This window comes from Paenibacillus amylolyticus (assembly GCF_047302515.1).
In the GTDB taxonomy this organism is placed as follows: domain Bacteria; phylum Bacillota; class Bacilli; order Paenibacillales; family Paenibacillaceae; genus Paenibacillus; species Paenibacillus amylolyticus_G.
In genome coordinates this window covers 4,298,189-4,314,267 of sequence record NZ_CP168019.1, presented here as the reverse complement: position 1 = coordinate 4,314,267, position 16,079 = coordinate 4,298,189, and the positions used below count along the sequence as shown (strand labels likewise).

17 protein-coding genes are annotated in these 16,079 nt (G+C 46.2%); 15 read left to right on the top strand and 2 right to left on the bottom strand.

Translation table 11 applies throughout. From position 1 onward, the window contains the following. The first annotated feature begins 18 nt into the window (after positions 1–18). The 14 genes from ACDJ59_RS18855 (at position 19) to ACDJ59_RS18790 (ending at position 13,215) form a co-directional block, all read left to right on the top strand. Complete coding sequence (locus ACDJ59_RS18855) at positions 19–297, top strand: hypothetical protein (RefSeq protein WP_036610814.1); 279 nt, start codon at positions 19–21, stop codon at positions 295–297. 148 nt (positions 298–445) lie between these two features. Beyond that, on the top strand, positions 446–868 hold the full coding sequence (locus ACDJ59_RS18850) for a thiol-disulfide oxidoreductase DCC family protein (protein ID WP_339189090.1): 423 nt from the start codon (positions 446–448) through the stop codon (positions 866–868). A 67-nt stretch (positions 869–935) separates the two neighbouring features. Further along, complete coding sequence (locus ACDJ59_RS18845) at positions 936–1,799, top strand: DUF6612 family protein (RefSeq protein WP_074093995.1); 864 nt, start codon at positions 936–938, stop codon at positions 1,797–1,799. Positions 1,800–2,008: 209 nt separating this feature from the next. Then, the gene (locus ACDJ59_RS18840; RefSeq protein WP_413404887.1) at positions 2,009–2,392 is read left to right on the top strand and encodes a VOC family protein; all 384 of its coding nucleotides are present in this window, start codon (positions 2,009–2,011) and stop codon (positions 2,390–2,392) included. Between the two features lie 161 nt (positions 2,393–2,553). Beyond that, entirely contained in the window at positions 2,554–3,771 is a 1,218-nt protein-coding gene (locus ACDJ59_RS18835; protein WP_413404885.1) for a ParA family protein, read from the top strand. Further along, positions 3,768–5,072, top strand: coding sequence for a CpaF family protein (locus ACDJ59_RS18830; protein WP_413404883.1), 1,305 nt, complete (start codon positions 3,768–3,770; stop codon positions 5,070–5,072). Before ACDJ59_RS18835 ends, ACDJ59_RS18830 begins: the two co-directional genes overlap by 4 nt. A 40-nt stretch (positions 5,073–5,112) precedes the next feature. After that, the gene (locus tag ACDJ59_RS18825) at positions 5,113–5,856 is read left to right on the top strand and encodes a type II secretion system F family protein (protein ID WP_413404881.1); all 744 of its coding nucleotides are present in this window, start codon (positions 5,113–5,115) and stop codon (positions 5,854–5,856) included. Between the two features lie 12 nt (positions 5,857–5,868). Beyond that, positions 5,869–6,738: a type II secretion system F family protein gene (locus ACDJ59_RS18820; protein ID WP_413404879.1), complete on the top strand. Its 870-nt coding sequence runs from the start codon at positions 5,869–5,871 to the stop codon at positions 6,736–6,738. 11 nt (positions 6,739–6,749) lie between these two features. Then, positions 6,750–6,938: a Flp1 family type IVb pilin gene (locus ACDJ59_RS18815; RefSeq protein WP_047842034.1), complete on the top strand. Its 189-nt coding sequence runs from the start codon at positions 6,750–6,752 to the stop codon at positions 6,936–6,938. After that, complete coding sequence (locus ACDJ59_RS18810; RefSeq protein WP_413404877.1) at positions 6,922–7,596, top strand: TadE/TadG family type IV pilus assembly protein; 675 nt, start codon at positions 6,922–6,924, stop codon at positions 7,594–7,596. Before ACDJ59_RS18815 ends, ACDJ59_RS18810 begins: the two co-directional genes overlap by 17 nt. Before the next feature lie 91 nt (positions 7,597–7,687). Continuing rightward, positions 7,688–9,805 (top strand): hypothetical protein, encoded by a 2,118-nt coding sequence (locus ACDJ59_RS18805; protein WP_413404875.1) that lies wholly within the window; start codon positions 7,688–7,690, stop codon positions 9,803–9,805. A 29-nt stretch (positions 9,806–9,834) separates the two neighbouring features. Beyond that, a complete protein-coding gene (locus tag ACDJ59_RS18800; RefSeq protein WP_413409856.1) occupies positions 9,835–10,866 on the top strand; it encodes a pilus assembly protein in 1,032 nt (343 codons plus the stop codon). Between the two features lie 11 nt (positions 10,867–10,877). Then, complete coding sequence (locus ACDJ59_RS18795) at positions 10,878–11,393, top strand: prepilin peptidase (RefSeq protein WP_413409855.1); 516 nt, start codon at positions 10,878–10,880, stop codon at positions 11,391–11,393. Positions 11,394–11,442: 49 nt separating this feature from the next. Beyond that, entirely contained in the window at positions 11,443–13,215 is a 1,773-nt protein-coding gene (locus ACDJ59_RS18790; RefSeq protein WP_413404873.1) for a DUF6382 domain-containing protein, read from the top strand. Positions 13,216–13,240: 25 nt separating this feature from the next. On the opposite strand, the gene ACDJ59_RS18785 is transcribed toward ACDJ59_RS18790, so the two are convergent. Together ACDJ59_RS18785 and ACDJ59_RS18780 are read right to left on the bottom strand one after the other, a co-directional pair. Beyond that, positions 13,241–14,152 (bottom strand): TIGR01777 family oxidoreductase, encoded by a 912-nt coding sequence (locus ACDJ59_RS18785; RefSeq protein ID WP_413404871.1) that lies wholly within the window; start codon positions 14,150–14,152, stop codon positions 13,241–13,243. Positions 14,153–14,311: 159 nt separating this feature from the next. Next, positions 14,312–14,779 carry a DUF2621 domain-containing protein gene (locus tag ACDJ59_RS18780; protein WP_413404869.1) on the bottom strand — a complete coding sequence of 156 codons (468 nt, stop codon included), beginning with the start codon at positions 14,777–14,779 and terminating at the stop codon, positions 14,312–14,314. A 170-nt stretch (positions 14,780–14,949) separates the two neighbouring features. On the opposite strand from ACDJ59_RS18780, the gene ACDJ59_RS18775 reads away from it, so the two are divergent. After that, positions 14,950–16,056: a deoxyribonuclease IV gene (locus tag ACDJ59_RS18775; protein WP_017689987.1), complete on the top strand. Its 1,107-nt coding sequence runs from the start codon at positions 14,950–14,952 to the stop codon at positions 16,054–16,056. The last annotated feature ends 23 nt before the right edge of the window (positions 16,057–16,079 follow it).

Below are 16,079 nucleotides of genomic sequence, written 5' to 3'. Positions count from 1 at the left end.
ATTAAACAGGTGATATCCATGTCTTATAGACCGCGTATTGCAGATTTAGAATTAGCTTATGGTAACAAGGAAGACGGATTGTATGAATTCAAAATGAATTTGGTAGACGGTACAAAATGCCGTGTATTCTACACCCGTTCCCCGGAATGGAAGATGACCAATATCAGCCGTCTGCAGAAAACGCCTTGTCCAGTATGTCGCAAAGATTTCATTTGCAAATGTATGGACCAGTGGGCAAGTGACCTGCATCAACAGATGATCGATGACCAATGGATGGAAAAGGCAGTTACGGAGTAATTGTCGGACAGATACGAGCGTGGGCACAATGCCTGCGCTCTTTTTCTTTATATTTCCTTTTATTCCCTATAAATAAATTTAGAATTAGTGAACAAGAAGGCCCAGATTGGGTAAGTTACTCTAACCGCAACAATAGGAGGCAGCCAATATGACAGCAAATCAAACAGATGTGCATCAGGGACATCCGATCGTACTGGTGGATGGTGTCTGTCACTTCTGCCAGGGCTTAACCAAATGGATTATCAAGCGTGACCCGGAAGGAAAATATCATTTTGCATCGCTTCAATCGGATGTAGCCAAGGAATTGCTGAAGAAAGGCAATTTGTCGACAGATAGTATGGACACCTTTGTTCTGATTGAAAATGGAAAATACTATACACGTTCAACCGCCGCACTGCGATTGGCTAAGGGTCTGAAGTTTCCTTATCCGTTGTTATATGTGTTCATCATCATACCGAAATTTATTCGTAATGCAGTCTATAACTGGGTTGCTCGCAACCGTTATCGCTGGTTTGGCAAGGATGAAGCGTGTATGTTGCCCACACCGGAGATCAAAGATCGATTTTTGTGAGTGTGATTAATAACGGAAATAATTGGGTAATGACTACAGATCATATCTATTTTGGGAGGACAACAACTTGAAGAAGTGGACTACATTATTTATCGGGGCATTATTAGCAGTAAGCTTGGCAGCATGCAGTAACGACACAGATAATACGGCAACGCCGCCAGCGACTAACAACGAAACATCTAACGAGGGTAATACACCTGCGGAGCAGGAAACAAAGATCCCTACCTTGGACGAATTGATTACCAAAACCAATGCAGCAACCAAAGAAATGAAAAGCTTCACAACTGAAGCAAACATTGATCAGAATCTGAAACTGGATGCTGGTGAACAGTCCCAGGATCAACAGGTTAAAACATCGCTCAAGATGGATATTATCAAAGATCCAATGATGATCTATCAAGAGATGAAAATGGAAATGTCGGGACAGGAAGCTCAGAACGTGAAGCAGTATATCACATCGGATAAAATCTACTCTCAAGTTGGGGATCAATGGGTTGCGATTCCTGAAGCTCAAACCAAGGAACTGATTGAGCAGATGAAAGCAAGCATGAATCCCGAAGGTGAATTGGAGCAATTCAAAAAGATCGAAGAAGATACTGAAGTGACCGAAGAAGGCGACAATTATGTGATTAACGCTGACGTTTCCGGTGATAATGTGAAGGAACTGGCTAAAGCCGTGATGGAGCAAAACGGATCGGATGCCCAGATGCAAGCCATGCTTGATCAGATGAATATCACCAGCATGAAGATGAAATACATGATCAACAAAGAAACATACCTGCCTGCAAGTACGGACGTAACCATGGTCATGGAGATGGAACAGAATGGGCAGAAAATGACGATGGACATGAAGATGAACAGTACATTTTCTAACCACGATCAAGTGGAAGAGATCAAGATTCCACAAGAAGCATTGGATAGCGCAAAATAATTTGGTTATGCCAAATGTGCTGAAGATGATTTAAAGCGGTAAGCGAGCATCCTTGTATGCCCGTTTGCAGGGCACCTCTGAACTAGATCTGTGTGAGCCGAGAGGTTTACCGGATTGAATCAGGGGTGTTTTTCTGTTTAGCGGAGATTATCGTCAGGGTTCAAGGTGTTATAGTATAGTCATATTGAAGTAGAGAGGGGAGATAAAAGATGATCGAATATGCACACATCCACCATGTTAGTCTGGCTGTACGTGATCTGGAAATCGCGAAGGAATTCTATTCGGGGTTACTGGGCATGCAGGAGATTGAACGTCCGCCTTTCCGCTCCACAGGTACATGGTATGCCATCGGTAGCCAGCAGCTTCATCTGTTACAGCACCCGGAGGGTCACACGTTACGCGAAGCTGGTATTGATACTACAGACGGCCACTTTGCGATCTGGGTCACCAGTTATTCAGGGACTATAGCCTGGCTGGAGCAGCAGGGAATTGAGTATGAAGCAAGACCTGACAGTGTAGCTGGATTCGCACAGATTTTTGTACTTGATCCGGACTGTAACATTATTGAGTTCGATTCACCGTACAACTCTTAAGAGAAAAAGGGTTAGAATAAATCCCTTGCTCCCCCAGAAATTGTATGCTATATTATCCATACATTCATAGCACGTGACGGAAGCACCGTCCATATACTGCATATTCATGCGGTTATTGGACGGTGCTTTTTTGTGCTTTTTGACAGGGAGGGAAGGAAAAATTGATTGTACTGAAGGTTGTTCTGGTTTCAAAGGATAGAGATTACATTAGCGCCTGGCTTGATTATGTACAGGGAAATTCGTCTGGTCTGCATGTGCGTTTCACGGCATTCTCCCAATGGGATTCGTTCAAGGATCACATGAATGAGCAAGAGGGTCGGGAATTACCGGATCTGATTATTGCGGAACAGGAATTTCTGAATGACTGGCTGAACAACGGGGGAGAAGTATCAGGTGTACCTTGGCTAATGCTTAGTGAAGGGATGGAAGAGGTAGATGAGGCCAAGCGGCTGATGAAATATCAACCCTTGCCTGCTTTGCTGGATGCTGTGATGCATGCTTGCCGGCAGCCACGCCGTAAGAAGGTTCACCACCCGGGGCAAGAGACTCTCTCCATCGGTGTAGTATCCGCTTCGGGTGGAAGTGGCAAAACGGCAGTGGCCCTCCATATGGCCAAGCAACTGGGACTTGCAGGATATGCTGTTCTTTATCTGAATCTGGAGACGCTGGACAGTACGCTCCCGTTTCTGGAAAAGGGACTAACTAGAAGTGGGCAGCGTCACCCGGATGCGGAGACGGGACTGTCCCGCCTGTTATACGATCTGAAGGTGGGCAGGAAGGAATCCGGTAAGCAGTTACAGATACAATCGAAGGGCGTAGATGGATATGTGGTCCGGCATGAAGCGCTGAAATCCGATGTGTTCTGGCCATTATCGAATCGGAAAGAACTGTTGCAAATGACTCGTGAGGATACGTCGAATCTGCTTCGTTATTTAACGGATTGTGGACAATATGACGTGTTGATTCTGGATGGGGATTCCGGTTGGGATGGGCGCAGTGAAGGGGTTCTGGATGCAGCAGATGCATTTGTCTGGTTGGTCGAGGATGATATATCTGCCATGCATCGATGGGGACAATGGTTACAGCATGCCGAGCGTACGAAGCCAGATTTGTACGAAAGTATGCTCGAGCGTTCACGCTTTGTGGTTAACAAATATCGGGACAATGTCGTCAATGCACTTCCACGCCCTGATCTGCATCTGGATGCAGTGTTGCCCTATATCCCTTCTTGGAAGCAACTCAGTCAGGAGGAAGTCATGCTTAGTTCTCCGATCTTCCAACGTGAAGTGAAGAGATTATGTGCCATGCTGGTACAAGATGGTGAAGAAGAATTGAAGCAGACAGGACGAATTCAGAAGCAGGATTGGTGGGCACTATGACGGATTCATCCAATAGGATACTGGATCGTGAAGAACAGTTTCAGATGATGCGCAGGGAAGTCAGGGCTGGCCTCGATTTAACCTCTTCCGCAGGAGATGATGAACTGTGGCAGGGGATAGAACGCAAAGTTCTCACTGACCCGAAGCTGGATGATCTGACCTCAGGAGAGCGTCACACGCTGGTACAGCGATTGTTTGACTCGTTTCGTGGATTGGATATTTTGCAGCCACTTGTGGATCATCCCGATATTACGGAAATTATGATCAATAGTCACAAGGAGATTTTTGTGGAGCAGGAAGGTGAAGTCAGCCAGATCACCCTTGAATTTGAGTCCAGGGAACGGCTCGAGGATATCATCCAGATGATTGTGTCCGGGGTAAACCGGATTGTGAATGAGTCTTCTCCAATCGTAGATGCCCGTTTAAAGGATGGTTCGCGGGTCAATATCGTGTTGCCTCCTATTGCTTTGAAAGGACCCACGATGACGATTCGTAAATTTCCCAGTGAACCGATGAAGATGTCCGATCTGATTGAAAAGGGAGCCCTGCATGAAGAAGCGGCAGAATTATTGCAGCAGTTGGTACGGAGCAAATACAACATCTTCATTGGAGGTGGGACCGGATCGGGAAAAACGACCTTTCTGAACGCATTATCACAGTTCATCCCTGCCGATGAGCGGATTATTACCATTGAGGATTCGGCTGAGTTACAGATTGTTACGGTACCCAATCTGGTATCACTGGAAACGCGGAATGCAAACACCGAAGGCAAGGGACAGATATCTATTCGGGATCTGATCAAATCTTCCTTACGGATGCGTCCGAACCGGATTGTGATTGGGGAAGTGAGGGGCGCAGAAGCGCTGGATATGTTACAGGCCATGAACACTGGCCATGATGGAAGCTTATCAACTGGGCACGCCAATACTATCTCGGACATGATCAGTAGACTCGAAACGATGGTGCTCAGTGGTGCAGATCTTCCTATTGCGGTTGTAAGGCAGCAGATTAGTTCAGCAATCGATATTTTTGTACATCTGTCCCGGCTACGAGACCGCTCCCGGCGGGTGACAGAGATTAGTGAAGTGATTGGCATGCAGGACGGTGAGGTTATGCTGAATCCACTGTTTCGTTTCCAGGAACAAGAAGAGCGTGAAGGCAAAATTATTGGCGGGTTAGTACAGGTTGGAAAGTTGAATCAGGTGGATAAAATTCAGATGGCTGGGCTCGGGAAATGGCTGGATGAATACATAGAACAATATAGTGTTGAATCAGATTCATCATATAACAACGTGAATTAAAGTCATTGGAAGGTGATTACTGTTGGGTGAAGCCAGACAGATGTTGACGGATTACACCGTATATACGCTTTCCCGGAGACAACGAATGGTCTGTATGCTGATTAGTAGTCTGCTGTTTTTTGGCATCGGAATTCTGTTCTACCATCACTGGTTGGCTGGAGCGATCCTGGCTGCGGGTTGCATATGGGTACCAAAACATTGGACTAAAGTGCTGTTGGAACGAAAAAGAATGACACTCAGTTTACATTTTAAGCAAGCGTTATATGCATTATCTTCGGCACTGGCCGCAGGAAAATCGGTGGAAAATGGATTCAAGGAATCCGTGGAGGATCTGCGAATGTTGAACCCGGAAGCGGATACCGATCTGATTCGTGAGTTCACGATATTGCGGACACGGATGGAGTATGGACAACCAATCGAAGAGGCACTACAGGATTTTTCGGATCGGGCTCAGATTGAGGATATTACGAATTTTGCAGATGTGTTCATTACGTGTAAACGAACTGGCGGGGATCTGGTTGAAGTTGTGCGTCGTACCTCTGCGGTAATTGGTGAGAAGCTGGACATTCAGCAGGATATTATGGTCGCGGTATCGCAGAAAAAGTTCGAATCAAAGGTGATGTTTGCCGCTCCATTTATTTTTCTGATATTCCTCAATCTGACCGCCAAGGACTTTATGGAGCCGTTATATAGCGGGATGGGGTACCTCATTTCTAGTGGTGCATTGCTAGTACTCGCCTGCTGTTATCTGTGGATTAATCGCATTATGGATATCAAAGTATAAGGAGCTGAAACGATGCTGCTTCCCGTTATAGTCGCAGGGATGCTCGGAGCGGGATGGCTGGTGCTGGATCGAACCCGGGGGCAGACCTACCGGCATCTGCGCAGGCTGGATATGGAAGGATTACGACTGAAAAAATTGCATGGTCCCTTCCTGTTTATATTGGACAAGTTTGAGATTGGACGCAGATTGCCAGTGCTCATGTTTCGAATGCAACATGCCATTCAGAAAATGTATGGCATACAGCACAGTGGAGAGAAAACGATGCTGTATTGCGCTGAAATGTTGACCTATACATGGCTCATGTTGCTGGTGGGCTGCCTGTTATCACTGGTTGGAGATATGGGCATCGGAGGTATGGTAGGTGGGCTTGCGCTTGGTGCAGCGTTGCCTTTTGCGCTCTACAAAGACCTCAATACAAAGGTGCAGCGAAGAGACCAGGATATTCTTATGGAACTGCCTGAGCTTCTGAACCGAATTGTACTGCTGGTTGGCGCAGGGGAGACCGTGCAACGTGCCATCGTTCACTGTGTGACAAGCCAGGGGGAACGGAATCATCCGCTGTACAACGAACTCAGAAAGACGGTGGGAGATTGGAATAATGGTTACTCGTTTCAACAATCATTTGAACAGTTCAGTCGCCGCTGCGGTGTACAGGAAGTGACGATTTTTACGACGACGGTGCTGCTGAATTTCCGACGTGGGGGAGGTGACTTTGTATTGGCGCTGCGGGATCTGTCACATGTGTTGTGGGAGAAACGTAAGGCTGTCAGTCGGGCGAAGGGAGAACAGGCTTCTTCCAAACTGGTGTTTCCGATGGTACTGATCTTTTTTACGATTGTGGTCATGATCGGGGCACCTGCTTTTATGATGATGAATATGTAGGAGGAATTGGGATGATGGAAGTATTGAAGAACAAGGTAAACGCATTTTGGAAGGAAGAGGACGGACTCGGCACGTTGGAGCTGATTCTGATTATCGGGGTTATTATCATTATTGCTTTGATTTTTAAAGACCAAATTAAAAAATTGGTAGAAAGACTGTTAACTAATGTGAGTAATAAAAGTAATGAATTCTTCGAATAACAAGTTCAAAAAGGAAGAAGGGAGCTTCACCGTTGAAGCCTCCCTGATCTTTCCTGTCGTGCTGTTTATTCTTGTGTTGTTGCTCTTCTTTACCATGTACATGTATCAAAAGACATTCCTGAATCAACATGCTTATGCAGCTTCCGAACGTGCAGCATATAGCTGGGACAACAGCCATAAGCAGGCGATGACAGGTGAATTTGTTGTTGGAGAACATGACAATCTGTACTGGAGACTGACGGACGATCGTATGCTTGGAGCGCTGTTTGGCTGGGCGGGAGTGGATAATCAGGTTAGCGTTTCTATACCTGCTGGTGAAGGCGGCAATCTCTCGGAACAGAAATTAGCACAAGCGGTGCAACATATGCCCTCAGCTATGAAAGGAACGATTGAGTATCAGAATTCTCTGATTCAGCGGAAAGTAACAACCAAGCTGGAACAAGTAATTTCTTTGCCTCTTCCTTCTTTTTTGTTCGATTCAGGTAACCGTGTCCTCACTCAAGGATCGTCCGCAGTTGTTGAACCGGTTGAGTTCATTCGAACGGTAGATTTAATCCGGTATTACGCAGCCAAGTTTAAAGGAAAAGACGGTGCGGCGACCAGTACAGCAACAGAAGCCGGACAGGTTGTGCAGCATTTTGGCAAAAGCAAAAAGTGAGAAAAGGAGGAGGGCGGAGCTGTTTAGAAAAAAAGACGCTGAGTCGGGAGCCGTAACCCTTTTTTTAATATTAATATTGGCCGGAGTTTATATGTTTGTAGCAATATTTATTGATTACGCTCGTATAGCGGCATTCAAGGTGCAGACCGAACGCATGACTCATGCTGCGATGAGGTCCGTCATGTCAGCCTATGACACATCACTCCGGGAGTATGGTTTATTCGGGTATGGGGACAGCAGTGGGGATGCAATTATGGCTAAAGTGTTGAATGATAGCGTGAAGCCTTCAGCTGTAAAAGATGGATTCCCCATTCTGGATATCCAGTGGGATACAACTTCGCTGAGCATGGAGCGTGAACTGGGCAGATACGATATATTTAATCGCCAGATTCAGGAGGATATTAAGTATCGGGCTCCGGTTGATTTTACCCTTGAAGTGATCAATCGGTTCAAACCGATATCAGACGAGATGAAGGAAGCTGCACACACGGTAGACTTGCTGAAAAAATTACAGAAGTTATATGACAAACGTGAAGAATTACTGGATGAAGCCATTGCCAATCAGACGGAATCCGCGGAAAAACTGAAGAATCTTCCGAAGTTGATCATGGACCCGCCTTCACAAGCCATCTATGAAGAAATGTTGGAAGAAACACCTGAGACAGCTGCCGAGGCAGCAGCACGTTATGCAGATTATCTGAACAAGAAACAGGCGGATGAGGGACTGCCGTTCAGAGAGCAACAATACATATTGGAACTGGCTCGTTATCGGACTGGTGTTGGTAATGTGGTGACAGGCATCAGCATGATCATACAGCCCGCGTTACAGGCCCATCAAACGAAGTTGGAGGAAGCACAGTCCAAAATCGAAGAAGCACGCAAGATTAATGAGGAAATGAAACGTGTGATCGCGGAGGGGGAGAACCGTTCGCAGAATGCGAGCTATGACAACGTAGGCAACTCGAATCTGCCTGGGACGAGTCCTGCATCTGCTGGATCAGGCAGTGAAGCTAAAAGCACACGTTCCCTCGCCTCGGAGCTTGTGAGGGCAGACAGCCTATTTGATCAGTTGAAGACACGGGTTGTTTCTCAGAATTCGGATTTCTCTAACGTCAGAAGAGACAACATGGAACTGAATACACAGCTTCGCAGTGTCACGGCCATGAGTGGGGTTCCGATTAAACCGGCGGTTAGACAGGCAAGTCAGGTTACGGAACGATATATGGACACTTATGTACGTAGCGGTCCTGCCAATCTCATCCTCCAAAGTAAGCAACAGCTGGAGAGTGGTCGTGGGTCGGATGCCCAGCGCAAAGCGAATGACAAAGAATCCAAAGGGAAATTGAAGGAAGTCAAACGAATCTTGTCGCAGATTCAGAATGGAAGTTCCGGTTCCATGGACGCTTTCAAACAGTTGGAGGAATATTACAACGCTAACATTTCTTTTAACGAGGCTAGTCGTGAGGAAGCCAAAAAGGCAGAGATTGCTGGAGATCCCTATGACTCTGGTGGCGATGCCATGAAGGGGATGGACAGTTTGTTTGGCGGGATGTCCGGTCTGCTGGACAGTCTTGGCGACGAATTATTTCAGAATGAATATGCTTTAGCCTATTTCAACTCCATGGATTTTGGTCAGTTATTTACTTGGACTGAAGGTGGTGGAGATGCTGGTGATGTTTTCAAACTGGAGAATCAGGAACTGGAGTATATCGTTTACGGGTTTCATAATCCTTCGGGTAACATCGCTGCGGCATATGCGGAGATATTTGGGATGCGGCTGGCTATTCGGACGGCAGAAGGGTTAATTGAGCACAGCAAGCTTGGGAACCCACTGCTGGTATTATCGGCGGCGATCTTATACGGAATTACAAACGCCATTGCGGATATGGTGAAACTAGCAAAAGAGGGCAGTGTGGAGTTGTCCAAGTATATCAAAGTCAAACTGACGTACAGGGACCATCTCCGATTGTTCCTCCTGATGCATAGCAACAATGAACGAAAAATGTCCAGAATGCTGGCTCTGATCCGATTAAATACCGGTGTGAACCCGGATGAGAAACAGACGTATGCTTCGGGTAACATGCGTAGTAGCATCAAGTTGTGGTTTTTACCAGGGGTGGTTAGAAGCATAGGTGCAGTTATGGGTAGTGCGGACCAAGTTGAAGATGGACGATTTTTCATTGAGCGGAAGGCGGATTATTCCTATTGAATGATCAGGATCGTTTCGGTGGAGGGATTATGGATAAGCAGCAACATTATGAAAAAGAAAGCGCACAAAAGCAGATTCGTTTAACAAGAATAATCAGATTGCAGCGTTTGAAGTCTCTCAAAAAGCAGATATGTTCTCCGAAAAAGGAACAGGGTAGCATGGTTCTGGAAGCTTCACTGGTGTTACCTGTCTTTCTATTCTTTATCATGTTTCTCATCTTCATAGTGCAAATGACTCTAATCTCCACAGCGCTACAGAGCACGGCAGGGGAAGCAGTAAAGCAGTTATCAACGAAAATATATCCCGTTTCCCTTGCATTCACACCTTCTGATTCTGCTGGCGGAGAAGGTTCAGGAGGGGGTTGGAAGATACCAGAGTTATCACTGACGGAATGGGCAGAAGGTTATGCTTCTTCTCTACCCGAGCCATTAAGTGATTGGGTACGTTCAGCAGCGGCCAGTGGTGAACAGCCACTACAGGAGATCAAAACAACCGTCTTGGAAACCGTACTTGATCCCACGGTAAAACCGCTGCTTCAACCATTTATCGAGCCAACGCTGCTTAATATGGAACGTGTTCATGTGAATGGTATTTCGATACCAGATCTCAAAAACAAAACAAATCCATATTTCCGACTTGAACTGAGTTATGAATTGCCGGTAAAAGTCCCCTTTCTCAGTAAACCGCTACGGATTCAGGCTGCTGCGGCAGAACGGGTATGGATTGGTGATACTGGAGAAGGATCGGATGGTAGTGGAGGAGACGGGGATACTGCGGGTTCAGCAACGGTACTATCGAAGCCTGACCCGGCTTACATAGGCAACAATGCAACGATTAAGGTGAAGGTAGAACCAGGAGCGACAGCCAACTTAACGATATTTTACAAGTCAGGTGAAAGTTCTGCGAAGCACATTGGCTGGGCCACCGCAGATGAGAATGGAATTATTGAATGGAACTGGTTTGTTGGTACTCGGACAACAGAAGGAACATGGAGTTTTGTTGTCGAGACAGGAGAAGGTGCCAAGACGGAGACTACATTTACCGTGGCCTCCAGAAAATAAGGAAGGGGATGATGGAGGTGGAGTGGTTTTACATTGCCTGTGGCATATACGTCATTGCAGCTTTTATTACAGATATTCGTTCAATGAAAATTCCAAATCGATTGACTTTACCCGTGACTGTTGCAGGCGTATTGGCCCATATCATATGGGGAGGCTGGGATGGTTTCTTGTTCTCAGCCGCTGGATTTGCAGCAGGTTTTGGCATGTTGTTTCTGATGTATGCGATTGGAGCCGTAGGGGCAGGAGATGTGAAATTGTTTGGTGGGATTGGCGCATGGACGGGACTTGCTTTTGGCATTCATGTCATTATTTACTCCGTTTTGTACGCGGGCGCTATTGGTTTAGTGATACTTCTATTCCGTAAAGATTCAGCGAAACGAATTCGAGGCATGGCAGGTAGTCTTGCAGGTTTTTTCATGCTCGGTTCGCTCAAGCTGGTAAACAAAGAGAAGACATTGAAGTTTCCGTTTATGCTGGCGGTGTTACCTGGATTTATCACGGTGCTTGTCTCAGGACTTTTCCCTTAAGTGAAGAAGTAGAGAAATTTGAGAATAACAATGGAAAGAGAGGATTGGCATGTATGGATTAACGAGAGATTTTATTCGTAACGGCGGAGCGTTCATGGTTTTGGAGAAAGAGGACGGGTTACGAATGGAGGAATTGAGCCGGGTACAGATGGGGATGTTGTCCTCCAATCAGATTCCGCGACTTCTTCCTGTTCATATTCGGGAAGTCGATCGAAATGTAACTTTGCAGTACGACATATCAGGGTACAAGATGTTATCCCAGATGTTAAAGTCAAGCAAAATCAAATTACGTGTTCTGTATGGTTTGTTGTTCCAACTAGCTGATGCCTGCACGGAATGCCGACAGTATATGTTGGAGCCCCGTAAATTATTGATCCAGGAAGAGTACTTATTCATTAACGGTTCATTTGAACAGGGTGAACTTGGGATGGTATATGTACCAATCATGGATACGGTCGAAGTTGATCCAACACCTCAGCAATTCCGTGAGCTGGTGATCAGGCTGATGGCACATGTACAGGAACTGCAGGGAGAAGGCATTCAGCGTGTTCTGCAGTTATGTGACAACGAACGCTGGGATATCGGACAGTTGCGAGAGCTTCTGCTGGAATTATACGCTGACGAGCAAGAGAATGGAGGAGGCGCAGCATTTCTCTCGTCCAGAAAGTCGGAAACCGTCGATGATCCAAGAGGTGATCTTCATTCGTCGATTTCTGAGCGAGATAGCAGGCTAGCCACTGGTACTTCTTGGCCATATCAACCCGGTGCTCCCGTTCAAAATGCTGCTGTGGGGCCGCAACTAAATTTCCGTCAGCCGCAGAAAACGAGTGAATCTGAGGTTGAAGACATTCCTGTGAGATCTCGAACCTTTCCAGGCAGGCGCTCACCTGAGCAATTTCCATTAGAGAGCTCAAACAGCATGGATCAGGGACGAAGTAACTCGTATGATTCGTTAGAGCGTGTTGATATGGAAGTGGAGGAAAAGCCCGGATCTTCCAAAGTAACTTATATCATATTGGGCTGTATGGTTGCCATGGCATTGGTATGGAGATTTATTTACATGGAGCAACCGGGACAGACACAGATGATCCTGTGCATGGTACTAAGCCTTGGCTTGTTTGGTGTAGCAGGATGGACGTGGAAGCGCAAGGCAAACCCTCAGAATAAAGCAGAGAATAAGCGTTCTTTTTCATTCAATTTAGGTAAGAACAAAGGCAAGCAAACGGAAGATGAAGAGGAACAATTTCAGGAAAGTTGGCGCTGGAATACAGCTGATAGGAAAGAGGAACGCATAAACCAAATGGTTGCATCCGCCTCAGAAGGTGGTAGCGAGTATTCCCGTTTTCAAAATTTGCATATGACACCTGAACACTCCGAACCACCGTTCGTTCAGCGCCATGTGGAATCGGTAGCTTCAACTTCAGAGCTAATTCGACAGGATGCAGTTGCGGAGGCAACCGTGAATTTGCAGAATCTGAGTGGAGGTAATGTTACAGGGGCAGGCCCGGTGATGGCGTCTTATTATCTTGAACGAAGATCTGGCACCGGTGACCAACATGAACGAATGGATGTGCAAGGAGCATCTTTTGTCATCGGAAGATCAGCAGACATGGTTCAGTGGGTGGACACAGCGACCGGCGTGTCCCGTGCTCATGTGGAATTGAGCCGGAACAAATCGGGCTATGTGATTAAGGATTTGGGTTCCGTCAACGGAACTATTCTTCAGGGCAATATTCTTGCTCCTTACAAGGAATATCCGCTGGAAGACGGATATACATTTACGCTTGCGGATTCCGTCTATACCTATCGGTCGGTTGGATAAGCAACGGTTCAATCCCGCGGTTCAATCAGTCGGATAAGCCACGGTGCTTCAAATCTTCAAGTGCCTGCGTCAAGGTAGGGAAGGTGAATTGGAAACCGTGGTCGAGAGCTTTTTGCGGAATGACTCTCTGCCCTTGAAGCACAACAACGGATAGTTCTCCGACCAAGGTTTTAATCAGGAAGCTGGGTACGGGGAACCAGTGAGGACGATGATACACTTTACCGACCGTACGACCGAATTCATCATTGGTAACAGGATTTGGTGAGGAAGCATTGACCGGACCTGACACTTGTTTATTTTGAATGCTAAAATCAATGAGTCTTACGATATCCATAATGTGAATCCAGCTAGTCCATTGCTTGCCACTGCCGATCTTGCCACCAACACCCAGCATATAAGGAAGTTTCATCAAAGGAAAAGCACCTCTTTTATGTCCAAGCACCAAACTCACCCGGATTTTAACGAGTCTTACATTTTTGATTGCATCTGCAGCAACTTCCCATTGTTCCGAGACCCGGGACGGGAAATTCATTGATTTTTGCGGACTGCTCTCGTCAAAGGTTTCGTTAGGAGAGGTTCCATAGATGGCCATGGCAGAAGCCTGAACGACCACTTCCGGCTTTTGTTCCAGGGATTCCACCAATCGGGCTACCCGCGCTACGGTCGTGACTCTGGATTCAACAATTTCCAGCTTCGCCTTGGTTGTCCAACGTTGATTCAGCGTTTCTCCGGCAAGGTTAACGAGAGCGTCCATACCTTCCAGCAAGTGAGGGTGTTCTTCGACTTGTTCCCACGATATATATGTAAGATTTTTACTTGGATTATGCAAGTCAGGCAGTTTTCGTGTAATAACTTTCACATGGTGCCCGGCTTGCAGCCAGTAATCTACAAGTGCTCCTCCCACAAATCCGGTACCTCCACAAATGGCAATTTTCATATCAAACATCCTCTCTGTATTTTCACTGCGCTGATATATACTGTTGGATCGACAAACAGCCCCGTACGGTAAGCACTGCCTGTTGGGAACAACTTACCTGACGGAGCATATCTGTATCTAATTAACCAAATCTATATGCCACTTAACTCATCTTTTATTTTATTTAATCAAATGTTGATAAGGGGAATAATCGATTTTGTTTTTCTCCAAAAATTTTACCAAAAACTTATTATCCCGCTTCGGTGTGGCAATAATGTATCCTTTGATGCAATGATCTCTCGATACTTCCGTGGCATTGTCTTCAACTGCAATCTTACCGATCTCTGCAGCAATGGAATGTTTGGCGATGTCACGAAATGGCCCGGGCACAGGCTCCACTAGTTGATCCAAAAAAGATTTGGCTTCATCTGTCCATAAGTGACGGCTGGCTTCAACCCAATAATTCTGCCAATCCAGTTTGGACTTTCCGTCTGCTTTTGGTAGCACTTTCAAAAACTTGCGCATCATAAAAAATCCACCGATACACATGCTGCCTAGCAATAAAAAAGTCCAGAATGCGATCGTATTCATAAACCAATTGCTGGGGGAATAGCTGTTAAGTATCATCGCGTAGGAGTCGAAAATCATTGCGGAGTCACCTCGGTTCATTGATTTTCACGGAAAGACGGATTCAGTCTACCCATGTTCCACATATTAGCTGTCAAAAATAGCCTCTATCCCGAATTATAGCGCATTTCTAGATTTATTTCGATAATCGCGTTAGAATAAGGGATAATTCAGAATAAGGGGGATCAATAATGCTGAAAATCGGCTCCCACGTGTCCTTTTCGGACAAGGGATTATTGAGTGCAACGAAGGAAGCGTCCTCGTACGGTTCCAGTTCGTTTATGATATATACGGGTGCACCACAGAATACACGTCGCAAGCCAATTGAGTCCATGTATATTGAAGAAGGCAAGGTTGCCATGCAAGAGGGTGGAATGGAAGATATCGTTGTCCATGCACCTTACATTGTTAATCTTGGCTCATACAAAGATAATACGTTTAGACTGGCTGTAGATTTCCTTCAGGAAGAGATTCGTCGGACACATGCCATTGGTGTGAAGAACATCGTATTACATCCCGGCGCATTTACAGACAAAGATGCCCACTATGGGATCGGACGGATCGCAGAAGGATTGAATGAAGTGCTGGAGGGTGTGAAAGACACGGATGTGAACATCGCTCTGGAGACCATGGCTGGCAAAGGTACGGAGATGGGGCGCAGTTTCGAAGAGATCGCCCAGATCATTGAGAAAGTAACGTATAACGAGCGCCTGACTGTGTGTATGGATACATGCCACATTCATGATGCCGGATATGATATCGTTAATGATTTTGACGGTGTACTGGAACAATTCGATCGTACGGTAGGACTTGACCGCATTGCCGTAATGCATATTAATGATAGTAAGAATGCTGTGGGTGCGCACAAGGACCGTCATACACCAATTGGCTCTGGCTGGATCGGGTTTGAAGCGATTAACCGCATCGTCAACCATGAGAAGCTTCAAGGACGTCCATTTATTCTGGAGACACCTTGGATTGGTAAAGAGGCCAAGACACAGCGTCCAATGTATGAGGTGGAGATTGCCCTGCTTCGTGGGGATGTTGCCGGTCGATTCGGCCAGGATTTCCTGACAGAAGTAGAACAGTTGCAACACTTTTTCAAAGGTAAAGAGATTGAGTCTCGTTCGTATATTCTGGATGTGTGGACGTTGCTCAAGAATGATGCCAAAGCCAAAAAGGCAGATCCGCGCGAACCGCTGGAACGCCTCTATGACATGGTGACTGAAGCTGCTTTGTTCCCGCATTTGAATGAAGAACAACTGAATCATCGCTTGATTGCATGGCTTGCGGGTTAATCCCGCAGGTCATGGATTAATTG